This window comes from Streptomyces sp. HP-A2021, from assembly GCF_022807935.1.
Taxonomy (GTDB): Bacteria; Actinomycetota; Actinomycetes; order Streptomycetales; family Streptomycetaceae; genus Streptomyces; species Streptomyces afghaniensis.
Genome location: NZ_CP094344.1, coordinates 6,192,192 through 6,213,808, shown reverse-complemented (window position 1 = coordinate 6,213,808; position 21,617 = coordinate 6,192,192). Strand labels below are relative to the sequence as shown.

General features: G+C 69.4%; 22 protein-coding genes, 1 tRNA gene and 1 pseudogene. 16 read left to right on the top strand and 8 right to left on the bottom strand.

The window, feature by feature from the left end; genetic code table 11:
• Nucleotides 1–159: 159 nt before the first annotated feature.
• Together MQE23_RS28180 and glmS are read left to right on the top strand one after the other, a co-directional pair.
• A complete protein-coding gene (locus MQE23_RS28180) occupies nucleotides 160–417 on the top strand; it encodes a hypothetical protein (protein WP_037673904.1) in 258 nt (85 codons plus the stop codon).
• Between the two features lie 12 nt (nucleotides 418–429).
• Nucleotides 430–2,247, top strand: a complete 1,818-nt coding sequence (gene glmS / locus MQE23_RS28175; RefSeq protein WP_243380591.1) for a glutamine--fructose-6-phosphate transaminase (isomerizing) — start codon at nucleotides 430–432, stop codon at nucleotides 2,245–2,247.
• 152 nt (nucleotides 2,248–2,399) lie between these two features.
• Here the strand turns inward: glmS and MQE23_RS28170 are convergent, their stop codons facing one another.
• Together MQE23_RS28170 and MQE23_RS28165 are read right to left on the bottom strand one after the other, a co-directional pair.
• Nucleotides 2,400–2,960, bottom strand: a complete 561-nt coding sequence (locus MQE23_RS28170) for a GPR1/FUN34/YaaH family transporter (RefSeq protein ID WP_128092712.1) — start codon at nucleotides 2,958–2,960, stop codon at nucleotides 2,400–2,402.
• A 124-nt stretch (nucleotides 2,961–3,084) separates the two neighbouring features.
• Nucleotides 3,085–3,612 carry a universal stress protein gene (locus MQE23_RS28165; protein ID WP_020277234.1) on the bottom strand — a complete coding sequence of 176 codons (528 nt, stop codon included), beginning with the start codon at nucleotides 3,610–3,612 and terminating at the stop codon, nucleotides 3,085–3,087.
• Nucleotides 3,613–3,918: 306 nt separating this feature from the next.
• Here MQE23_RS28165 and MQE23_RS28160 point away from each other — a divergent pair, with 306 nt between their 5' ends.
• The 4 genes from MQE23_RS28160 (at nucleotide 3,919) to MQE23_RS28145 (ending at nucleotide 6,870) form a co-directional block, all read left to right on the top strand.
• Nucleotides 3,919–4,251, top strand: a complete 333-nt coding sequence (locus MQE23_RS28160; RefSeq protein WP_243380590.1) for a hypothetical protein — start codon at nucleotides 3,919–3,921, stop codon at nucleotides 4,249–4,251.
• Nucleotides 4,252–4,628: 377 nt separating this feature from the next.
• Entirely contained in the window at nucleotides 4,629–5,918 is a 1,290-nt protein-coding gene (locus MQE23_RS28155; protein WP_020277235.1) for a helix-turn-helix domain-containing protein, read from the top strand.
• Between the two features lie 161 nt (nucleotides 5,919–6,079).
• A complete protein-coding gene (gene orn / locus MQE23_RS28150; RefSeq protein WP_037673934.1) occupies nucleotides 6,080–6,682 on the top strand; it encodes an oligoribonuclease in 603 nt (200 codons plus the stop codon).
• A gap of 115 nt (nucleotides 6,683–6,797) precedes the next feature.
• A tRNA-His gene (locus MQE23_RS28145) sits at nucleotides 6,798–6,870 on the top strand.
• Nucleotides 6,871–7,135: 265 nt separating this feature from the next.
• Here the strand turns inward: MQE23_RS28145 and MQE23_RS28140 are convergent.
• A complete protein-coding gene (locus MQE23_RS28140; protein ID WP_243380589.1) occupies nucleotides 7,136–7,579 on the bottom strand; it encodes a DUF6221 family protein in 444 nt (147 codons plus the stop codon).
• Nucleotides 7,580–7,920: 341 nt separating this feature from the next.
• Between MQE23_RS28140 and MQE23_RS28135 the strand changes: the two genes are divergently transcribed.
• The 3 genes and pseudogenes from MQE23_RS28135 to MQE23_RS28125 all read left to right on the top strand — a co-directional run bounded on the left by MQE23_RS28135 (nucleotide 7,921) and on the right by MQE23_RS28125 (nucleotide 9,408).
• Nucleotides 7,921–8,646 (top strand): hypothetical protein, encoded by a 726-nt coding sequence (locus tag MQE23_RS28135; RefSeq protein WP_020277240.1) that lies wholly within the window; start codon nucleotides 7,921–7,923, stop codon nucleotides 8,644–8,646.
• Between the two features lie 85 nt (nucleotides 8,647–8,731).
• A pseudogene (locus tag MQE23_RS28130) lies at nucleotides 8,732–8,854 on the top strand (IS5/IS1182 family transposase); the annotation flags it as partial.
• A gap of 29 nt (nucleotides 8,855–8,883) precedes the next feature.
• Entirely contained in the window at nucleotides 8,884–9,408 is a 525-nt protein-coding gene (locus tag MQE23_RS28125) for an ATP-binding protein (protein ID WP_037673938.1), read from the top strand.
• A 151-nt stretch (nucleotides 9,409–9,559) separates the two neighbouring features.
• On the opposite strand, the gene MQE23_RS28120 is transcribed toward MQE23_RS28125, so the two are convergent.
• Nucleotides 9,560–10,099: a GNAT family N-acetyltransferase gene (locus tag MQE23_RS28120; protein WP_020277243.1), complete on the bottom strand. Its 540-nt coding sequence runs from the start codon at nucleotides 10,097–10,099 to the stop codon at nucleotides 9,560–9,562.
• On the bottom strand, nucleotides 10,084–10,947 hold the full coding sequence (locus tag MQE23_RS28115; protein WP_342365007.1) for a hypothetical protein: 864 nt from the start codon (nucleotides 10,945–10,947) through the stop codon (nucleotides 10,084–10,086). The genes MQE23_RS28120 and MQE23_RS28115 overlap by 16 nt, the downstream gene beginning before the upstream one ends.
• A 550-nt stretch (nucleotides 10,948–11,497) precedes the next feature.
• Between MQE23_RS28115 and MQE23_RS28110 the strand changes: the two genes are divergently transcribed.
• The 3 genes from MQE23_RS28110 to MQE23_RS28100 all read left to right on the top strand — a co-directional run bounded on the left by MQE23_RS28110 (nucleotide 11,498) and on the right by MQE23_RS28100 (nucleotide 13,535).
• Nucleotides 11,498–11,908 carry an ATP-binding protein gene (locus MQE23_RS28110; RefSeq protein WP_037673939.1) on the top strand — a complete coding sequence of 137 codons (411 nt, stop codon included), beginning with the start codon at nucleotides 11,498–11,500 and terminating at the stop codon, nucleotides 11,906–11,908.
• Nucleotides 11,905–12,117 (top strand): hypothetical protein, encoded by a 213-nt coding sequence (locus tag MQE23_RS28105; RefSeq protein WP_020277246.1) that lies wholly within the window; start codon nucleotides 11,905–11,907, stop codon nucleotides 12,115–12,117. Before MQE23_RS28110 ends, MQE23_RS28105 begins: the two co-directional genes overlap by 4 nt.
• A gap of 227 nt (nucleotides 12,118–12,344) precedes the next feature.
• Complete coding sequence (locus MQE23_RS28100) at nucleotides 12,345–13,535, top strand: MFS transporter (protein ID WP_037673942.1); 1,191 nt, start codon at nucleotides 12,345–12,347, stop codon at nucleotides 13,533–13,535.
• A 69-nt stretch (nucleotides 13,536–13,604) separates the two neighbouring features.
• On the opposite strand, the gene MQE23_RS28095 is transcribed toward MQE23_RS28100, so the two are convergent.
• Both MQE23_RS28095 and MQE23_RS28090 read right to left on the bottom strand, forming a co-directional pair.
• A complete protein-coding gene (locus MQE23_RS28095) occupies nucleotides 13,605–13,931 on the bottom strand; it encodes a hypothetical protein (RefSeq protein ID WP_020277248.1) in 327 nt (108 codons plus the stop codon).
• A complete protein-coding gene (locus MQE23_RS28090) occupies nucleotides 13,928–14,983 on the bottom strand; it encodes a LacI family DNA-binding transcriptional regulator (RefSeq protein WP_037673945.1) in 1,056 nt (351 codons plus the stop codon). Before MQE23_RS28090 ends, MQE23_RS28095 begins: the two co-directional genes overlap by 4 nt.
• Before the next feature lie 397 nt (nucleotides 14,984–15,380).
• On the opposite strand from MQE23_RS28090, the gene MQE23_RS28085 reads away from it, so the two are divergent.
• The 4 genes from MQE23_RS28085 (at nucleotide 15,381) to MQE23_RS28070 (ending at nucleotide 20,202) form a co-directional block, all read left to right on the top strand.
• Nucleotides 15,381–16,706, top strand: coding sequence for an extracellular solute-binding protein (locus MQE23_RS28085; protein ID WP_243380588.1), 1,326 nt, complete (start codon nucleotides 15,381–15,383; stop codon nucleotides 16,704–16,706).
• Nucleotides 16,707–16,711: 5 nt separating this feature from the next.
• Nucleotides 16,712–17,725, top strand: coding sequence for a sugar ABC transporter permease (locus tag MQE23_RS28080; RefSeq protein ID WP_020277251.1), 1,014 nt, complete (start codon nucleotides 16,712–16,714; stop codon nucleotides 17,723–17,725).
• A 12-nt stretch (nucleotides 17,726–17,737) separates the two neighbouring features.
• A complete protein-coding gene (locus MQE23_RS28075; protein ID WP_037673950.1) occupies nucleotides 17,738–18,658 on the top strand; it encodes a carbohydrate ABC transporter permease in 921 nt (306 codons plus the stop codon).
• Between the two features lie 107 nt (nucleotides 18,659–18,765).
• Nucleotides 18,766–20,202 carry a GH1 family beta-glucosidase gene (locus MQE23_RS28070; protein ID WP_243380587.1) on the top strand — a complete coding sequence of 479 codons (1,437 nt, stop codon included), beginning with the start codon at nucleotides 18,766–18,768 and terminating at the stop codon, nucleotides 20,200–20,202.
• Nucleotides 20,203–20,280: 78 nt separating this feature from the next.
• On the opposite strand, the gene MQE23_RS28065 is transcribed toward MQE23_RS28070, so the two are convergent.
• Nucleotides 20,281–21,597: a glycoside hydrolase family 36 protein gene (locus MQE23_RS28065; protein ID WP_243380586.1), complete on the bottom strand. Its 1,317-nt coding sequence runs from the start codon at nucleotides 21,595–21,597 to the stop codon at nucleotides 20,281–20,283.
• Nucleotides 21,598–21,617 lie beyond the last annotated feature (20 nt).

Genomic DNA, 21,617 nt, shown 5'->3' with positions numbered 1-21,617 from the left:
TCGACGCCTCGGGCAACGGGACACCGGCCGCCCGGTGGACGCTTCACGAACAGGCGCTCATGACAGGTTCAACGTTCCCCCAAGGAATTCCCACAGCCCTCTGCCCGAAAACGGGCAGAAATCTTGCGTAAGCGCCGCCGGTGCCCCAGGATCTACCGGGTGCACGACGAACTCGTTGATCATCTGACGCGGTCCACGCCCCTCAACCGGGGCGAGGCGCTGCGCGTGATCCAGGACGTGCTCGCCTACTTCGACGAGACGACCGAGGAGTACGTCCGTCGCCGCCACCGCGAGCTCCAGGCCCAGGGCCTGGTGAACGCGGCGATCTTCGAGCGGATCGAGGCGGATCTCAAATATCGCGCGGTGGCACCGCCGGAGCTCTCGCTCCGGCAGCTGCGGCGCATCGTCTACGGCTAGGAATGCGTATATATGTGCGGCATTGTCGGTTACATCGGGAAGCGTGACGTCGCTCCCCTCCTCCTGGAGGGCCTCCAGCGCCTGGAGTACCGCGGGTACGACTCCGCGGGCGTCGTCATCACGTCCCCGAAGGCCTCCGGCCTGAAGATGGTCAAGGCCAAGGGCCGCGTCCGCGATCTGGAGGCCAAGGTACCGGCCCGCTTCAAGGGCACGACCGGCATCGCCCACACCCGCTGGGCCACCCACGGCGCCCCCTCCGACGTCAACGCCCACCCGCACCTCGACGCCGAGGGCAAGGTCGCCGTCGTCCACAACGGCATCATCGACAACGCCGCCGACCTGCGCCGCAAGCTGGAGGCGGACGGCGTCGAGTTCCTCTCCGAGACCGACACCGAGGTCCTCACCCACCTCATCGCCCGCTCGCAGGCGACGAAGCTGGAGGACAAGGTCCGCGAAACCCTCCGGCTGATCGAGGGCACCTACGGCATCGCCGTGCTGCACGCCGACTTCCCCGACCGGATCGTCGTCGCCCGCAACGGCTCCCCGGTCGTCCTCGGCATCGGCGAGAAGGAGATGTTCGTCGCCTCGGACATCGCCGCGCTGGTCGCCCACACCCGCCAGATCGTCACGCTGGACGACGGCGAGATGGCCACCCTGAAGGCCGACGACTTCCGCACGTACACGACGGAGGGCACCCGCACCACCGCGGAGCCCACCACCGTGGAGTGGGAGGCGGCCTCCTACGACATGGGCGGCCACGACACCTACATGCACAAGGAGATCCACGAGCAGGCCGAGGCCGTGGACCGCGTGCTGCGCGGCCGCATCGACGACCGCTTCTCCACCGTGCACCTGGGCGGCCTCAACCTCGACGCCCGCGAGGCCCGCCGCATCCGCCGCGTGAAGATCCTCGGCTGCGGCACCTCGTACCACGCGGGCATGATCGGCGCCCAGATGATCGAGGAGCTTTCGCGCATCCCCGCCGACGCCGAACCGGCCTCGGAGTTCCGCTACCGCAACGCGGTCGTCGACCCCGACACCCTCTACATCGCCGTCTCCCAGTCCGGCGAGACCTATGACGTCCTCGCCGCCGTGCAGGAGCTCAAGCGCAAGGGCGCGCGGGTCCTGGGCGTGGTGAACGTGGTCGGCTCCGCGATCGCCCGCGAGGCCGACGGCGGCATCTACGTCCACGCGGGCCCGGAGGTCTGCGTCGTCTCCACGAAGTGCTTCACCAACACCACGGTCGCCTTCGCGCTCCTCGCCCTCCACCTGGGCCGCACCCGTGACCTGTCGGTCCGCGACGGCAAGCGGATCATCGAGGGCCTGCGCAAGCTGCCCGCCCAGATCGCCGAGATCATGGAGCACGAGGAGGACGTCAAGAAGCTGGCCCTGCAGTTCGCCGAGGCCCGCTCGATGCTCTTCATCGGCCGGGTGCGGGGCTACCCGGTGGCCCGCGAGGCCTCCCTGAAGCTCAAGGAGGTCTCCTACATCCACGCCGAGGCCTACCCCGCTTCCGAGCTCAAGCACGGCCCCCTGGCCCTGATCGAGCCGGCTCTCCCGACGGTCGCGATCGTCCCCGACGACGACCTCCTGGAGAAGAACCGCGCCGCCATGGAGGAGATCAAGGCGCGCAGCGGCAAGATCCTCGCGGTGGCCCACCAGCACCAGGAGAAGGCCGACGAAACCATCATCGTCCCGAAGAACGAGGACGAACTCGACCCCATCCTGATGGGCATCCCCCTCCAACTCCTCGCGTACCACACGGCCCTGGCCCTCGGCAGGGACATCGACAAGCCCCGCAACCTCGCCAAGTCAGTGACGGTTGAGTAGAGGCCTTCTTTTCAGGGGCGCGGGGAACTGCGCGCCAAGCCCCCACACACCCGCACAGGCACTCAAAGAACACGGACCCCCACGTGCTGCCACCAAGCACAGGGGGTCCGTTTTCATCGCCGGGAAGCCGCCCAACTCCCCGGCCTGCGCAGCTAACCGGTAGCCGTCACTCCCCGGCCGGCAGCGCGTCGCGGAACCGCCGTGGGCCAGTGCGCGAGCACCGCCGTGGCCGCGTACCAGGCAACGGCCCCCGCGGCCACGGCGAACCAGCCACCCACCTTGGCGAACCCGTCGTTCCCGGCGAACTCGGCAATCGCCACGAGCAACAGGGCGACGAAGAACAGCCCGTGGACCATCTGGCCGAGCTGCTCCCCGCCCGCAAGCGTCAGAGACAGCACCACGAGGGCGAACAACAGCAGGAAGAACCCTGCCTCATTGCCGGAGGCACCCGCCGACACGGCCCAGGTGAACCACAGCGCCCCGAGCACCGAGAACGCCGTCCCACCGGAGGAGTCCCCGCCACGCAGGGCCAGCAATCCGGCGGCGAAGAGGGCGATGCCGCCCACGTAGCGGGCGACTGACACGGCGTCAGCGGCTGACACCCCGTCGATCAGGGCGGTATGCCCCAGCCCGAAGGCCAACAGGGTGATTCCGAGGGCGAGTCGACCGGCAACGGTCATGATTCCGCTTCCCGCGGAGACGTCTTTGTCCACGGCGGGCTCCCTTCGTGCATGTGCAGTTGTGCGGTGTCCCGTATATGCCCTTCACAAGGGCACAAACACCTCTACGCACGAGTAGATTTACGCACTGCACCAGGGGAGCAAGGGAGTTGACGCCTCAGGGAATGACGACGACGGGCCGCTTCGCCCGCTTGGCGAGCCGCCCGGCGACGGAGCCGAAGATCCGCCCGACGATGCCGTGGGTCGACCCGACGACGATCGCGTCGGCCTCGTACTCCCGGCCGACCTCTTCGAGTTCGTGGCAGATGTCGCCGCCGCGCTCGACCAGGATCCAGGGCACCTCGGCGAGGTAGTCCGCACAGGCCAGCTCAAGACCGAGCACCTCGGTCCGGTGGTCCGGCACGTCCACGAACACGGGCGGCTCGCAGCCGGCCCACACCGTGGTCGGCAGCCGGTTGGCGACGTGGACGATGATCAGGCCCGACCCGGAGCGATGGGCCATGCCGATCGCGTACGCCAGGGCGCGCTCACTGGATGTGGAGCCGTCGAAGCCGACGACGACCCCGTGCTTGAAGGCGGGATCGCAGGAGTGGCGAGGCTCTTCCGCCGCCAGGGGCTCGGCCGCCGTGGGATCGGCGACGGGCCGCTTGCGGTCCGCGGGTTCGAAGAATTCGTGACCGGCCATGGCTGTCTCGGCGTTGTGATCCTTTATGGGAGGGACAACAGTGTGCGGCGGAGCTGTGTCCGGGAATGGTCTTCCCAACCCCATACCCCCAAGGGTACGGCGGCACGCCTCCTTAGCCCAGATCCCGCCCGCCGTGCGTGCGGGTTCCAGGGAGCATGCACGAGGCGACGCCCGTAACGCAATGGTTGCTGCGCTGTACAGGCGGTTTGCGCAGGATTCACTTGCCCGTGGAGGTGGTCCGGTCAGACAGTGACCTGCTCACCGGCCACGCGTTGAACCCCGTGAGTCACGCCACAGGGAGCACGCATGCCCGGACCCCGCCCCGCCTCCGAGGCGGACCGCGCGGCCCCGCCGCCGCGGGACACCGCGACGGACGTGGTCCGCTGGGCGGCCTTCAGCTGCCTGCTCGTCCCGGCCGTGCTCCTCGGATACGGCGCCTCCCTGTCCGGTGCCGCCGGCACGGCCCTCGGGCTGGCGGCCGTCACGGGCGCGTGCCGGGTCCTGCTGCGGCAGTCCGAGCGCGGCGCGGCCCGGCTGGCGGCCGAGGACCGGGCACCCCACCGGGGCCGGCACCACCGCACCGGAACGGGGTCGCACCGCGGCGGACGGCACACTGGCGGGGATACACCGGTCGGCTGACCGGTTTCCGCGCACACGCACGCTGCTTTTCAGCCAACTTCTCACACCTGTGCATCACCCTGTCCGACCACCCCCCAACCCCCGTTCGACCTGCACGGAAAGGGCCTCAGGGGTGCTGCGCACCCTACGCGGATTGGCCACTGCGACAAGGCGCACTTCCCTGCACGCCCCACGAGTGCAACGCTTCGTGATCGAATGCTTCACGCCAAGTTGCCAAGTCGACAATGTGCCGAGTGCCGAACCGGCCACTGCGGCGCGACGGGACACAGTAGATTCGATCTTGACTGTCTACGGCGGGGGACTCGTGCAGGACCGAGGGGAAACGTGCAGGAGCGACACAACCGAGGAGCCGCGACCACCGAGGGGGGCTTAGCAGTATGAGCCACGACTCCACTGCCGCGCCGGAAGCCGCGGCCCGGAAGCTTTCCGGGCGACGTCGCAAGGAGATCGTCGCGGTGCTGCTGTTCAGCGGCGGCCCCATCTTCGAGAGTTCCATACCTTTGTCGGTGTTCGGGATCGACCGCCAGGACGCCGGCGTGCCGCGCTACCGACTGCTGGTGTGCGGCGGCGAGGACGGCCCACTGCGGACCACAGGGGGCCTGGAACTCACCGCGCCACATGGCCTGGAAGCGATCTCACGCGCGGGCACGGTCGTCGTACCGGCCTGGCGTTCGATCACTTCTCCGCCACCGGACGAAGCGCTCGACGCGCTGCGCCGGGCACACGAGGAGGGCGCCCGCATCGTCGGGCTGTGCACCGGAGCCTTCGTCCTCGCGGCGGCGGGCCTGCTGGACGGCCGGCCCGCGACGACACACTGGATGTACGCGCCGACGCTGGCGAAACGCTATCCGTCGGTGCACGTCGATCCGCGGGAGCTGTTCGTCGACGACGGCGACGTGCTGACGTCGGCAGGCACCGCCGCGGGCATCGACCTGTGCCTGCACATCGTGCGCACGGACCACGGCAACGAGGCGGCAGGGGCCCTGGCCCGGCGCCTCGTCGTGCCCCCGCGCCGAAGCGGCGGCCAGGAGCGCTATCTCGACAGGTCTTTACCGGAGGAGATCGGCGCCGACCCGCTCGCCGAGGTCGTCGCCTGGGCGCTGGAGCACCTCCACGAACAGTTCGACGTGGAGACGCTGGCGGCACGCGCGTACATGAGCCGTCGTACGTTCGACCGCCGCTTCCGCTCGCTGACCGGGAGCGCGCCGCTGCAGTGGCTGATCACGCAGCGGGTGCTCCAGGCGCAGCGCCTGCTGGAGACGTCGGACTACTCGGTGGACGAGGTGGCGGGGCGCTGCGGTTTCCGTTCGCCGGTCGCCCTGCGCGGGCACTTCCGCCGCCAGCTGGGCTCGTCGCCGGCCGCGTACCGGGCGGCGTACCGCGCCCGGCGCCCGCAGGGCGAGCGGCCGCAGGACACCGAGGCCGCCCAGGGCGGTCCGGCGCCCGGCATGTCCGGGCACCCGGGGCATCCCGGCCAGCCGGGCCAGCAGCCCGCCTCGCTGCATCCGGAGCACCCCGTCCCGCTCCAGTCCCGCCGTACGGCGGCGGCGAGCGCGGTCGGATCGTCTCCGGCCCTGTCCGCGTCGGCGTCGGCCGCGCCGGACAACGGGCGGGAGGCGTACGTGCCGAGCCGGGCGAGTCTGCCGGGGCAGCGCAGCGCGACGTGATGTGAGCCGGTGACCGGGCCCGCGTGGAGGAAATCTCCGCGCGGGCCCGGCGCCGTTTCGGGGGCGGGTGCGCCCTCGGGCGCGAGGCGGGCGCGCCTGGCGGCCACAAGGTCACCGCACGGCCGGTCCGGCCCGCGGCGGCTCACCGTAAGGTTAGACACATGAACGATCGCATGGTGTGGATCGACTGCGAGATGACCGGCCTCTCGCTGTCGGACGACGCGCTCATCGAGGTGGCCGCCCTCGTCACCGACTCCGAGCTGAACGTGCTCGGCGAGGGCGTGGACATCGTCATCCGGCCGCCGGACCGGGCACTGGAGACGATGCCGGAGGTGGTGCGTCAGATGCACACCTCGTCCGGGCTGCTCGCCGAGCTGCCGGACGGCACGACGCTGAAGGACGCCGAGGAGCAGGTCCTGACGTATGTCAGGGAGCACGTCAAGGAGCCGGGCAAGGCCCCGCTGTGCGGCAACTCCGTCGGCACGGACCGCGGCTTCCTGCTGCGTGACATGCCGACGCTGGAGGACTACCTGCACTACCGGATCGTCGACGTGTCGTCGATCAAGGAGCTGGCCCGCCGCTGGTACCCGCGGGCGTACTTCAACAGCCCGCAGAAGAACGGCAACCACCGGGCGCTCGCCGACATCCGCGAGTCCATCGCGGAGCTGCGCTACTACCGCGAGGCCGTCTTCGTCCCGCAGCCCGGGCCCGACTCGGACACCGCGAAGAAGATCGCCGCGAAGCACGTGCTGCCTGCGCAGTAGCCGTGCCGGGGGCCCGTGGAGGGGCGCCGCGAAAGCCGGGCGCGAGCACCCCTTCGGACCCTGTACACTTTTTCTCGGCCGGTCGGGGAAATCACTGACCTCCAAGCCGGTCATGGTGGGTGTAGCTCAGCTGGTAGAGCACCTGGTTGTGGTCCAGGATGCCGCGGGTTCGAGTCCCGTCACTCACCCTCACCGAAGAGGCCGGTGACCTGAGTAATCAGGTCACCGGCCTCTTTCGTATCCGCCGTGGTCATGCCGGAGCCGTGCGGTGGCGTGAGGGCGGCTCCCGCGAGGAAGCGCCACAGTCCAAGATCTTCGCCTCCGAGCCGGAGACCGTTCGGTTCAAAGCGCTCCAGACGCCCATGGACAGCACATAGCCCCCGGGTGGACAACGGGGTCGAGGACGAGATGGCCTTTCTGGATCGGGAGGAGTTCAAACTGGTCCGCTTCAGCTCACCGACGCTCTTCGTGGTCGGCGGGCTCGTACTCGTCCTCAACCTCGACGAGCTTCCACTCGGGCCGGAAGTCGGGGTGGTCGACGTACGCCATAACGAGTCTGGAGACAACCGGGCTACGGAAACTCTGCGGGACACCGGCGACCACGTCCACGATCACCCTCTGCCAGAGAGGGAGGTCCCTGGCCTCCGCCATCAATGCCGTCCACCGATTGTCCTCAACCCAGGCCACGAGCCGGCGTTTGGCCTCGACGTCGGCCAGGACTCGGGCCTTCAACCTGGCCACGCCGTCGTCCTTGCCGGGCTTCAGTGCGCAAGCAGCAGTTTCGTCCTCGCGCAGACGAGCCTTGAGGAACTCCACCATGACCGGAACGTCTTTCATCGCTTTTCCCCCTTTGCCGACAAGCGCTGAAGGGCCATCATCCCGGTTCGCCCTGATCATGCCTGCAAGTCTGAGCATGTCCCCCCGCGGTGGCGGCCCACGTGCTACACCTGACCGCCACCGCGCGCCGACCCCAGGCGTCGCAGGTCCCGGCCAAGGCGGAGCCGATACCCCCGACGGTGAACGTCACCCGGGCCGATGGTTCTCCCTCGTGGAAACGGCCCGCGGGCTGCCAAGCCCCTCCTGGAAGCCCACGGCGGACCAGGTCGTCCGACGGCTCTACGACGACATCGGTGGGAAGCGGCCGGCCGCCAAATGAGCCGGCGACCGGCTTGAAGACACCGTGGCGTGGCTTCGTCTGAGGTCCTACAGTCCCGGAGGAGCTGTCGCAGAGGGGGCGCATGGCACAGAGGAAGTACGACAACGCCACACTCGCCGGGCTGATGACCCTGTGCAGGGGTTACTGCTACTGGCCTGGATGCACGAGCCGCGTCATCGCGATGGTCAACGGTGTACCCAAACTGAACGCGGAGATCGCCCACATCCGGGCCATCAACCCAGGCGGGAAGCGGTTCGATCCCAAGTGGTCCGAGCCGGAGCGCAACAGCTTCAAGAACTTGCTGCTGCTGTGCGTCCCCCACCACACCACCATCGACGGCGCCAGCAGCGGCGACTACCCGGTGGAACTCCTCGAAGAGTGGAAGGCCAGCCGGGAAGGCGAAAGCGTCGAGGCGCTGGATGGCCTGACCGGGCTGACCGAAGCCCGTCTCAGCGAGATGCTCGCCGAGGCCCAAGGGGAGTTCCTCGATCAGGTCCGCCCGGCACTGGCCGAGTTCTCCAAGACCGCCCCGGAGCTGGCCGGCCTCCTCAACACCCTGCTCGATGAGCTGGCGGATCCCCGTATCCACGGCTTCGGCGTCAGTCCCGACGCCATCGAGCTGTTCAGTGACGCTGCACGGTCTTTGGGCAGCTTCGAGGACAACGTCGGTCTCTTCGCCTCGGCCGCAGACAGTCTCGGGAACCTGGAGGACAGGGCCCTGCTTCTGATGAAGACCGCGCAGCGACTGGAGACCGCTGCGGCGGCAATCCAAAGCGCCATCGCCGACATGCCACGAGGCCGCTGGTGAGTTGGACTCGGATCAGCAGGAGTTGACATCAACGGCTCCGCCGGGCTTCGTCGCCCGGCAGGATGTCAGCGGATGGCACACCGGAGTTGAGCGAACGATCAACGCGCTGAAGAGCTCCCGGGCCGTGGCCACGAGATTCGACAAGCACGCCTACGTCTTCCACGGCACCGTCACCGTGGCTTCGATCGGCCTTTGGCTCAAGCCGTGATCACTTGGCCTTCGTGACAAGATCAGGGCGTGGCGACATTGTTCCTGACGGTCGGCCTGCCAGGGGCCGGAAAGACCACGAGAGCTCGGCAGCTGGCCAAGGAGCACAACGCGCTGCGGCTGACGCCGGATGAGTGGATGCTCCCGCTGTTCGGCGATCCGCAGCCGGCCGGGAAGCGCGATGTGCTGGAAGGACGGCTGCTCTGGCTGGGTCTGGAGGCACTGAAGCTGGGAACGAACGTGGTCCTGGATTTCGGATGCTGGTCTCGTGACGAGAGGTCCGCGATCCGCTGGTTGGTGATGTCTGTGGGCGCGTCCTGTCACGTCGTGTACGTGCCGGTGGACCATGAGACCCAACGCGCTCGGATCGCCCATCGCCAGTCGGCCACCCCTGATCAGACCTTCGTGATGAGCGAGACGGACCTCTTGCACTGGAGGACGCTGTTCGAGGAGCCCGACGCCACGGAACTCGATGGACGTGAGGTAGGAGGTCCGCCTCCTGGGTGGTCAGGATGGCTGGAGTGGGCCGCCGACCGGTGGCCATCGCTCGCGTGACCGTCCGGCCGACCTCGGGTGCCGCCCAGTAACGCAGCCGTGCCAGGAGCGCCGAGCCCGGAAAGATCCGCCGGAACCAGCCCCGGTAGAACTCAGTCCCCCAGGTTGATGACGACGTCAACCACAGTCGTGTTGCCCTGGCGTGTCTCCGTTACTTCAGCGGCAGCTCGGCCAGCATCACGGCGTACACCGGGGAATCCGGGAAGGGCTGGCGCTCGCCGACCTTCCGGAAGCCCCAGGACTCGTACAGCTCCTGAACCTTGGGGTGCGTGATGTCCACCAAGAGGACGGCGAGGTCCTCGTCGCGCTCGTCCAGCAGAGCATTGGTGACCACCTCAGCCACGCCCATCTTCCGGTAGTCCGTCCGCACGGCCAGCTCCGAGTAGGAGAAGGTCCGGGTCTTCTTGGGGGCGGCCTTCATGTGCTCGCGCCACCACTCGCGCTTCGGGGTAGCCGGGGCCCCGTACGCGAAGGCCACTGCCTCGTCGCCATCCCAGGCGATCACGCAGTCGAAGTCCGGGTTGCCGCCCCAGTGGTCGACGAACCAAGGGAAGCGCTGATTGAACTCGTCGTCCATCGCATCCGCGTAGGCGTCCGCATGGATGTCGATCAGCGTCTGGCGGATCTGCGGCAGGTCGGCATGCGTGTAACGGCGGACGACCAGATCAGCGGCACTCAAGATCGGCTCCATTCGGCTCGGAAGCGGTCTCCCCACTCTTGTGCGACCCCAGCGTCTGGTGCAAGGGTGATCAAGTCCCGGTAGTAGTCGCCGAGGAGAGAGCGCATCCGGCCTGGGAGCGGGTGCCCGGCCATCAGGTCGAACACCTTGGATGCCGTGGCGCACGCCTGCTCGATGTCCCGCTGATGGAGCTGGGCCAAGGCGAGCCGTGTCGTGGCCAGAGCACGGTTACGGCGGAACTGCTTGGGGATCGCCCCGAGAGCCCGGTGAGAGGCGGCCTCAGCCCGTGCCGGGTCCCCGATCCGGTCTCTGACGATCGCTGTGATGGCAGTCAGCTCGGCGCCCCCATAGAAGGCCACCCAACTCGGCCGGGGCTCCTCGAAGGACACCTTCTCCAGGGCTTCCTGGGCGTACCCCAGGGACCGCAGGGCGCCCGTACGGTCACCGAGATTCGAATGGCCCACGGCCGTTCTGGCGTGCGCGAGCGAGGCGAACAGCGGGTCCCGCCGGGTGATGGCCGTGGCCTGGGCCGCGTATCCGGCGTCCACAGCCTGTGTGTGCTGGCCCCGCTGGTGGGCGAGCATCGCGTACGAGTTCCAGACTCGCATCTCCGCCACTGGGTCCTTGGCCATCCCGGCCAAGTACAGGGCCCGGTCAAGATACTGCTGAGTTCGGGCGAGGCGGCGGGCGTCGAGGGCTGACCAGGCGGCCGTAGCGGTGTAGTCGGCGGCCAAGGAGAACAGGCGTTGGCGGATGCGCTGGGAGGCGGCCAACTTAACCTTGTCGAGGGCCTCGTCAGCTCCGGCCTGGGCTGCCCGTTCCAGACCCTCGTGGCCTCCTCTGTTGTCGTCCAAGGCCATGAGGGTGTCCAGGCCGGACCGGAGTCGGATCACGTCAGACGTACCGACCCGCGTGGGTCGGGAGTCCGGAACCACGACGGCGGCGGCTGTGCCGGTGCTGGCGGTGAGGAAGTTCCTGCGCCTCACGGGCGACTCCGGTTTGGTTGGACGTCTTGCCGCTGGTGGGCGGAAGCCCAGCTCTTCGGCCGTACATCCGAATACTGCCTCTAATGCTTCCCGCTGACGCGGGTGCGGCCAGCGAGTTTTTCCGGTTAGCCAGTTCCGGACGGTCCGGTCGCTCACCGTGCCCTCGTAGCCGTGCAGGCGCAGGTACTCGTTGACGGCCTCGGCTAACTCGGCCTGCGTGAAGCCCGCTTCCTTCATGGCGCCGGCGAGGCTCGTGTTCCCCTCCACGTACCCACGGTAGTCACTGGTGCTCCGTCAGTGACGGCAAGAACCGGAAATTTCCGCTTGGGCGTGATGCACACCTGGCCGACTTTTCCTCCTCGGGAGACTCAAGCAGTCGTTGACTGAACCGAGGCCGTCGTACACCGACACCCCTGAGGTTCAGATGATCGTGTCAGCGAAGCCGCATCACACAGGACACCCGGGATACTCCGAGACACTCCCGGCTCTGGAGGAGAGCGCCGAGACCGCTCGGAGGCTCGTACGGACAGCTCTGGCCGCTTGGCACATGGAGGAGCTGACCGACACCGCCATACTTCTCGTCTCGGAGCTGGTGGCCAACGCGGTCAAGCACACCAACAGCCGCGTGATTCGGGTCGTCGTCACCAGACCTGACGAGCGGTTCGTGCGGATCGGCGTGGTCGACAAGGCCCGCATACTGCCGGAGCTGGCCAAACCCAGTGACGACCTTCTCACCAACGGCCGGGGTCTCCTCCTGGTCGATGCTCTGGCCGAGCGCTGGGGCACCGACCTCTACCGATGGGGCAAGCAGGTCTGGGCCGAGGTGTTCCGATGACCGAGGGGAAGCCCAGGGCGTGGGTCGGCGACCAGGTGTACGACGCCAGCGCGGGCAAAGAAGGCATCGTCAGTGACGTGAAGAGGGACGGTACGTACATCTTGCGCGAGGTCAACTCGTTTGCCTTGCGATGGGAAGCCCCGAGTGCCGTGAAGCTGACCGTGACCGTGTCGCGCCTGGAGAGAGTCGAGAAGGAGCGAGGGGCGTAACCGCGCACAGCACCGCATTCCGCTGGTTGATCGACCTCACGGGCGAGCGGGCGTACGGGCGAGGTGATCCAGGCCCCCGAGGCCGTGACCCCATCTCCTTCCTCCATACGCTGAGCCCCGTCACTCAACCTGGGAAATCAGCCGGTGGCTTCGCGCAGAAACCACCGGTTGACGCTTTGTGCGCGCCGGTCCCGGCCCGGGCAGCGACCGGGTTTACGGTCGGCGGCATGGACGGTGAGCGCCGAGGGTGGCGTGCGTGTGTGCTCAGCGGGGCGGTGTTCGCCGTGTGCATGGCCGGCACCACACTGCCGACTCCCCTCTATCCCCTCTACCAGGGCAAGTTCGGGTTCTCCGAGCTGACGGTGACCGTGGTGTACGCCGTGTACGCCTTCGGGGTCATCGGGGTCCTGCTGCTGGTCGGCAACGCCTCGGACGCCGTGGGCAGGCGCCCGGTGCTGCTGTGCGGCCTCGGCCTCGCGGCGGCGAGCGCCGTCTGTTTCCTGTGCGCGACCGGGCTGGGCTGGCTGTACGCCGGGCGGCTGCTGTCGGGACTCTCGGCCGGTCTGTTCACGGGGGCCGCCACGGCGTACGTCATGGAACTGGCGCCGGAAGGCGGCGCCTCCCGGGCCACGTTCGTGGCGACGGCCGCCAACATGGGCGGACTGGGCTGCGGGCCGCTGCTCTCCGGCGTGCTCGCGCAGTACGCCGACTGGCCGCTGTACCTGCCGTTCGTCACGCACCTCGTGCTGGTGGCCGGGTCGGCCGCCGTCCTGCTGCGGCTCGTGGAGACCGTACGGGAGCGCAAGCCGCTGCGCACCGTACGGCCGCAGCGCCCCGCGCTTCCCCCACAGGTGCGGGCGGTGTTCACCCCCGCGGCGATCGCCTCGTTCGCCGGCTTCGCCCTCTTCGGGGTGTTCACCTCGGTCAGCCCGGCATTCCTCGCCGAGTCCCTGCACGTGGACAACCACGCCGTGAGCGGGCTGGTCGTCGCGCTGGCCTTCTTCGCGTCGACCGCCGGGCAACTCGCGGTCGGCGGGGTCGGGGTGCGGCGCTCCCTCCCGCTGGGCTGCGCCGGACTCCTCGCCGGGCTGGCGCTGCTCGCGGGCGCGCTGCGGTGGGACCTGATGTCGTTGGTGGTCCTGAGCGCGCTCGTCGGCGGCGTCGGGCAGGGCCTGGCGTTCCGCGGCGCGCTGTCCGAGGTCGCCGGGGCATCTCCCGAGCACCGGCGGGCGGCGGTGATCTCGACGCTGTTCGTCGTCGCCTACGCGGGCATCTCGGTCCCGGTGATCGGGGTCGGCCTGCTGACGGGCCCGATCGGCCTGGAGGGCGCGGGCCTGGTGTTCATCGCGTGCATGGCGGTGCTGGTGTCCACGGCGGCCGTCTACCTGGTCCGGCGGCCGGCGGTTGCGAGGACGTGACCGCCCTCTGCCGAGAGGCGATCAGCCTCTACCGGCTCGGCGTGCACGAGGCCGTCGTCGCCGAGGCCCTCAGTCTGCGGCGTCTTTCGGGGCCCCGTGCGCCGAGCTCCGCCACGCCGCCGTCAGCTCCGCCACACGCGTGAACCGGTGCAGCTGCGGGACGATCACCGGGTGCCGTACCGCCCGGTGGAAGGCCCGGGCGCGGTTCAGCGACTGCTGGGCGGCGTCGGTCGTCGCCTCCTTCACGAACCAGCGTTCCCCGTCTGCGAGCCTGACCGCGTACGACACGCAGCCCGACTCCTGGTCGCGGAAGACCCGGAAGACCTCGCCCACCGTGCGCAGGTACGGCTCGGTCCGCGCGACCTCGGTGACCTCCAGCAGGGGATGCGGCGTCACGACGACGACCGGGGCACCAGCTCCGTGGCCAGGACCACCTGCCGTCGGTCCAGCCCCCGGGACGCCAGGGGGCGGCGGTCGGCGACCTCCGTGAGAAGGAGGTCTATCATCCGGCGGCCCATCTCCTCGATGGGCTGGCGGACACTGGTCAGGGGCGGGTCCAGGTGGCGGGCGATGGCGGAGTCGTCGTAGCCGACGAGCGCCACGTCGTCGGGGATGCGGCGCCCCGCCTCGCGCAGCGCCTGGCGGGCGCCGGCCGCGGTGACGTCGGAGGCGGCGAAGACCGCGTCCAGGTCGGGGCGGCGCTCCAGCAGTGCCGCCATGGCGCGGCTGCCGCCCTCCTCCGAGAAGTCACCCTGCTCGATCAGCGCCTCGTCCACCCCGTGGCCCGCGTCGCTCAGCGCGTCGCGGTAGCCGTCGATGCGGCGCTGGGCGCCGTAGACGTCGAGGCGGCCGGTGATGTGGGCCACCCGGCGGCGGCCGCGGGACAGCAGGTGCTCGACGGCCTGCCGGGCGCCGCCGTAGTTGTCCGAGTCGACCGACGGCAGTGTCTCCCCCGCCGACCGGGGGCCGCTGATCACCGCCGGGATGTCCAGCTGGGACAGCAGATCGGGCAGCGGATCGTCCGCGTGGACCGAGACCAGCAGGACGCCGTCCACCCGGTGGGCGGCCAGGTACTGGGCGAGACGGCGGCGTTCGCGGTCACTGCCCGCGAAGATCAACAGCAGCTGCATCTCCGTCTCGGACAGCTCCGCCCCGACGCCCTTCAGCATGTCCGAGAAGTACGGCTCCGCGAAGAACCGGGTCTCCGGCTCGGGCACGACCAGGGCGATCGCGTCCGTGCGGTTGGCGGCCAGGGCACGGGCCGCGGTGTTCGGGACGTAGCCGAGTTCGGCGACCGCCGCCTCCACGGCCGCACGCGTCGCGTCGCTGACCCGGGGCGAGCCGTTGATCACCCGGGACACCGTGCCGCGGCCGACACCGGCGCGCGCCGCCACCTCTTCGAGGGTGGGCCGGCCACCGCTTCGGCCCCGCGCTCCGTGGCTTGCCATGGGCTCCGCCTTCCCGTCCACACCCGCACTCTGCGGCTGGCCTGGAATTTAACAGGCTCGTCAGCAGGAGTGACCGCTGCCGAGGCCTGCCGTCCTCGGCCTTCCGCTTAGGGCGGCGGGCCGGTCCGACTGGCTTGATACCGCCGTCCTGGGCCGCAAGGGACTGCGGCCCGGGTCCAGTTAACAGCCCGATAACTGAACGCATCTCTCCCTGTCCGGTCCCTTGACACCCCCGCCCCGACCGGAGAACCTTCAACACATCACTGGTGGGAGCGCTCCCACAGTACCTGACACATACACAACCCGCACGTTCCCCGCCCGAGCCGCAGCGAGTAAAAACGGGTCCAACAATGCAGTTGGCCGGGGGGTCGGCACGTCAGGGCAACAGGAGGACGACATGCGAGCACGCATCCGAACCGCCCGCAAGGCGATGGTCCTCGCGGCCGTCGCGTCGCTGGGCGCCGGGCTGCTGGCCGGCTGTGCCGACGACGGCGGCGACGACAACTCCGGCTCGCCGGACGGTGACGGCAAGGGCAAGACGACGATCTCGGTGGGGCTCTTCGGCACCATGGGCTTCAAGGAAGCCGGCCTCTACGCCGAGTACGAGAAGCTCAACCCGAAGATCAAGATCGCCGAGAACGTCGTCGAGCGGAACGAGAACTACTACCCGGCGCTGCTGAACCACCTCACCACCAACAGCGGTCTGCTGGACGTCCAGGCCGTCGAGGTGGCCAACATCGCCGAGGTCACGGCCACCCAGGCCGACAAGCTCGAGGACATGTCCAAGGTTTCGGGCGTGGACAAGAGCAAGTGGCTGGACTGGAAGTGGGAGCAGGCCACCACCAAGGACGGCAGGACGATCGGCCTCGGCACCGACGTCGGCCCGATGGCGATCTGCTACCGCACGGACCTCTTCAAGCAGGCCGGTCTGCCCACCGACCCGGCCGAGGTGGGCAAGCTGTGGGCCGGCGACTGGGCCAAGCTCGTCCAGGTCGGCGAGCGCTACAAGTCGAAGGCCCCCAAGGGCACCTTCTTCATGGACTCCCCCGGCGGTCTGATCCAGGCGGTCCTGGGCAGCGAGGAGAAGAAGTTCTACGACACCTCCGGGAACGTCATCTACAAGACCAACCCGGCAGTGAAAGCCGCCTTCAACCTGACCGCGGACGCCGCCAAGAAGGGCCTCGTCCAGTCGGAGACGCAGTTCCAGCCGGGCTGGAACTCCTCGATCGCCAACAACAAGTTCGCCGCCATCGCCTGCCCGCCGTGGATGCTCGGCACGATCAAGGGCTACTCGAAGCCGGACGCGGCCGGCAAGTGGGCCGTGGCCACCGCGCCCAAGGGCGCCAACTGGGGCGGCACCTTCCTCACCGTGCCGAAGAGCGGCAAGCACGTGAAGGAAGCCCAGAAGTTCGTGACCTGGCTGACCGCGCCGGAGCAGCAGGCGAAGCTGTTCAAGGTGCAGGCCAGCTTCCCGAGCGCGCCGTCCACCTACACCATGCCCGAAGTGACCGGCGCGACGAACGAGATGACCGGTGACCAGAAGATCGGCCCGATCTTCGCGGAGGCCGCCAAGGCCGCCCCGGTCCAGGTGATCGGCCCGAAGGACCAGATCATCATGCAGGGCCTGACGGACAACGGCGTGATCCTGGCGACGAAGGGCAAGTCGGCCAAGGAGGCCTGGGACTCCGCCACCAAGACCATCGACAACAAGCTGGACCAGTGACCCGTATGGCCACCCGCCACGACACCGCCGCGCCCCCCTCCGAGGGGGGCGCGGCCCCGGGCCGCCCGCCCGCGGATCCCGTGTCTCTGGAGAAGGAGCGGCGGCGCCGGGACCGGCTGTCCCGCCGCTGGCAGCGGGACATCCGCTGGAGCCCGTACGCCTTCGTCTCGCCGTTCTTCCTGCTGTTCATCGCGTTCGGCCTGTTCCCGCTGATCTACACGGGCTGGGCCTCGCTGCACCAGGTGGAGCTGACCGCGCCGACCGACATGAACTGGGTCGGGCTGCGCAACTACACCCGGATCTTCGACGACGAGTTCTTCTGGAACGCGGCGAAGAACACCCTGACCATCGGCATCATCTCCACCGTCCCGCAGCTGCTGATGGCGATGGGCATCGCCCACATCCTCAACTACAAGCTGCGGGCCTCGACCTTCTTCCGGGTCGCGATGCTCGCGCCGTACGCGACGTCGATCGCCGCCGCCTCGCTGGTGTTCGTGCTGCTCTTCGGCCGTGACTACGGCATGATCAACTGGGCGCTCGACATGGTCGGCATCAACCCGGTCGACTGGCAGAACGACAAGTGGTTCTCGCAGATCGCCGTATCGTCGATCATCATCTGGCGCTGGACCGGCTACAACGCGCTGATCTACCTGGCCGCGATGCAGGCGATCCCGCAGGACCTGTACGAGTCGGCGGCGCTGGACGGGGCCAACCGCTGGCAGCAGTTCATCCATGTGACGCTGCCGGCACTGCGTCCGACGATCCTGTTCACCTGTGTCGTGTCGACGATCGGCGCGAGCCAGGTCTTCGGCGAGCCGCTGCTGTTCGACGCCAACAAGGGCACGTCGGGCGGCGCGGAGCACCAGTTCCAGACGCTCGGCCTGTACCTGTACGAGCAGGGCTGGGTCGCCCAGCACCTGGGCCGTGCCTCGGCGATCGCCTGGACGATGTTCCTCATGCTGATCGTCATCGGCATCGTCAACTACGTCATCTCGCGCCGGCTGCGCGCCAGTAGTTAAGGAGTTCCGGCCGTGACGACGACTGTGACGCCCCAGGACGCCCCGCCGCCCGGCGCGGCGCCCGCGAAGGAGTCCAAACGCCCCCGCCTGCCGAAGTCCGCGCGGGCCGGCGGGACGTTGCACGGCGGTCCGATCGCGTACGCGATCCTCATCGTGTTCACGATCGTCTCGCTGTTCCCACTGGTGTGGACGGCGATCGCCGCCTCGCGTGACAACCAGCGGCTCGCGCAGACGCCGCCGCCGTTCTGGTTCGGCTCGGGCCTGTTCGACAAGCTGGAGATCGCCTGGAAGGACGCCAATCTGGGTGAGGCCTTCTTCAACACCACGATCGTGGCGGGTACTTCGGCGCTGACCATCGTCTTCCTGTCGACGATCGCCGGTTTCGCCTTCGCCAAGCTGCGGTTCAGGGGCCGTGGCGCGCTGATGCTGATCGTGATCGGCACGATGATGGTGCCGCCGCAGCTGAGCGTGATCCCGCTGTACATGATGGTCGCCAAGCTCGACTGGACGGACCAGTTGCAGGCGGTGATCCTGCCGTCGCTGGTGAGCGCGTTCGGTGTGTTCTTCATGCGGCAGTACCTGATCCAGGCCCTGCCGGACGAGATCATCGAGGCCGCCCGGGTCGACGGGGCGAGCAGCTGGCGTGTGGTGTGGCACGTGGTGTTCCCGGCGGCGCGGCCGGCGATGGCCGTGCTCGGGATGCTGACGTTCGTGCAGACCTGGAACGACTTCATGTGGCCGTTCCTGGTGCTGACCCAGATGGGCAACCCGACCGTGCAGGTCGCGGTCGCGGGCCTCGGACGCGGCTACACCCCCGACCAGTCCCTGATCATGGCGGGCGCGCTGCTGGGCACACTGCCGCTGCTGCTGGTCTTCGCGATCTTCGGCAAGCAGATCGTGGGCGGCATCATGCAGGGCGCCGTCAAGGGCTGACGCCCTGTCTCCAGGGGCCGGGCCGGCGCTGCTCCGGCCCCTGTTCTCCCCCTTCTCCCCCTCCCCCTCCACCCCCGGTCTCCACGACCTCCAATGGGAGCGCTTCCATGCCTGACTCCGAGAACCCGGCCACTGCGGTGACCTTCCCTCCCGCCTTCCTCTGGGGCGCGGCGACCTCCGCGTACCAGATCGAGGGCGCGGTGCGGGAGGACGGCCGTACGCCGTCGATCTGGGACACCTTCAGCCATACGCCGGGCAAGACGGCCGGTGGAGACACCGGTGACATCGCTGTCGACCACTACCACCGCTACCGCGAGGACGTGGCGCTGATGGCGGAGCTGGGCCTGGGCGCCTACCGCTTCTCCGTCTCGTGGTCGCGGGTGCAGCCGACCGGCCGGGGTCCGGCCGTCCAGAAGGGCCTGGACTTCTACCGCCGGCTGGTCGACGAGCTGCTGTCCAAGGGCATCAAGCCGGCCGTCACGCTCTACCACTGGGACCTGCCGCAGGAGCTGGAGGACGCGGGCGGCTGGCCGGAGCGGGACACGGCGTACCGTTTCGCGGAGTACGCGCAGATCGTCGGCGAGGCGCTGGGCGACCGGGTCGAGCAGTGGATGACGCTCAACGAGCCGTGGTGCAGCGCGTTCCTGGGCTATGCCTCCGGGGTGCACGCCCCGGGCCGGACGGATCCCGCGGCGTCGCTGCGCGCCGCGCACCACCTGAACCTGGCGCACGGGCTGGGCGCGTCCGCGCTGCGGTCGGTGATGCCGGCCCGCAACTCCGTCGCGATCAGCCTCAACTCCACGGTGGCCAGGCCGCTCTCGCAGAGCCCGGCGGACCTGGCGGCGGTCCGGAAGATCGACGACCTGGCCAACGGCGTCTTCCACGGCCCGGTCCTGCACGGCGCGTACCCGGAGTCGCTGTACGTGGCGACGGCGGGGCTCACGGACTGGAACTACGTCCTCGACGGCGACCTGGCGCTGATCAACCAGCCGCTGGACGCGCTGGGCCTCAACTACTACACGCCCGCGCTGGTCTCGGCGGCCGACCCGGCGGCCAAGGGACCGCGCGCCGACGGCCACGGCTCCAGCGAGCACTCGCCCTGGCCGGCCGCGGAGGACGTCGCCTTCCACCAGACGCCCGGCGACCGCACCGAGATGGGCTGGACGATCGACCCGACCGGCCTGCACGAGCTGATCATGCGCTACACCCGGGAGGCGCCGGGCCTGCCGTTGTACATCACCGAGAACGGCGCGGCCTACGACGACAAGATCGACTCGGACGGCCGGGTGCACGACCCGGAGCGCGTCGCCTACCTGCACGGCCACCTGTCGGCGGTCCGCCGCGCGATCGCCGACGGCGCGGACGTCCGCGGCTACTTCCTGTGGTCCCTGATGGACAACTTCGAGTGGTCGTACGGCTACGGCAAGCGCTTCGGCGCGGTGTACGTGGACTACGCGACACTCGAACGCACCCCGAAGTCCAGCGCCCACTGGTACGCCCGAGCGGCCCGGACGGGCACGCTGCCGGAGGTGGAGGCCGTCTAGCCACTGCGGAGGCGGGGGGACGGGGCGCGGCACCATTAGGGGAGTGCCGCGCCCCGGCTTTTCACGCGCCCCGGCTTTTCAGGAGACGACGCGTGGCGTCAGGAGCCGGCGGGTCGTCGTCACGCCCCACTCGTCCAGCGACAGCAAGCGGTCGCTGGAGGCCATCAGGCCTCCGGTGGACTCCACGTGCGCCGCCCACTGTTCGCGGGTCTCGACGGCCGGGCGGGCCATCAGGCAGTCGGGGTCGTTGGTCCAGAGGCGGTCGTGCTGCCACTGGCGGGCCGCGCCCGTGAACTCGGCGGGGTCCTGGCCCGGCTGGGAGTAGTCGTCGGCCTCGGGGCGGCGGTGCGGGGCCGTGTCGGGGCTGACGCGCATGGCGTCGAACAGGCCGATGGAGGGGAGCATCGGGGCGCCGCAGCCCAGGAGGTAGGAGTCCGGGCCGATCGCGTCGCGGATCAGGCGGATGCCGGAGCGGTACGCCGTGAGGGGGTCGACGTCCGCGTGGCGGATGCCGGCCAGGGCGCCCGCGTAGAGGAAGTCGGTCTTGAAGTAGTCGTAGCCCTCCGCGCGCAGGGTGGTGAAGACCTCGGTCAGGTACGCCGCCGCGTCGGGGTGGGTGGTGTCCAGGACGCGCAGGTCGTGGCCCCAGTTGCGGCCGGCGTGGGCGAAGCCGCCGGCGGTGTCGCGGACCAGCCAGTCGGGGTGCTCGGCGGCCAGGTCGCTCGCCGGGTCGACGAGGAAGGGGGCCGTCCAGATGCCGGCGCGGCGGCCGCGGGAGCGGATCTTGTCGGCGATTCCGGCGCGGGAGCGGAAGCGGCCGGAGAGGGTGAGCCAGTCGCCGAGGGCCCGCTGGTAGCCGTCGTCGATCTGAACGACGTCGACAGGCAGGTCGAGGGTGTCCATCGCGCGGAGGTTCTCGTGGATGTCGTCCTCGGTGACCTGCGTGAAGTACTCGTACCAGGAGCACCAGACACTGGGCGCCGGCCGCGGGACCTCCAGTCCGAGGCCGAAGGCCCAGTGGCCCAGCACCGCCTGGATGTCCTCGCCCGTCCACTCCTTCACCGGGCCGTCGGCACCGATCTCCGCGACTCCGCCCCGTACGGCGAGCCGGATCGACGGCACCTCGCGCGTCGGTTCGGCCGCCGCCCACAGCCGGACCGGTGAGCCGTCGCCGGGGTCGAGCGCGAGCAGGCCCTCGCCCTGGAAGACGCCGGCGGGGACGGTGACGCCGGGCCGGTAGCAGACCGTGGCCCAGTTGGCGTTGGCCGGACGGTGGGGCGCCGTGCCCAGGGCGTAGGCGCCGCTGGGGCTCCAGGACTGCCAGCCCTCCTCGTGGACGCGGGCGCGGCGGCGGTCGACCGGCACGGAGGCCAGCGGCGTGAAGGGGTGCTGCACGGTGATCTCTTTCGGGAAGG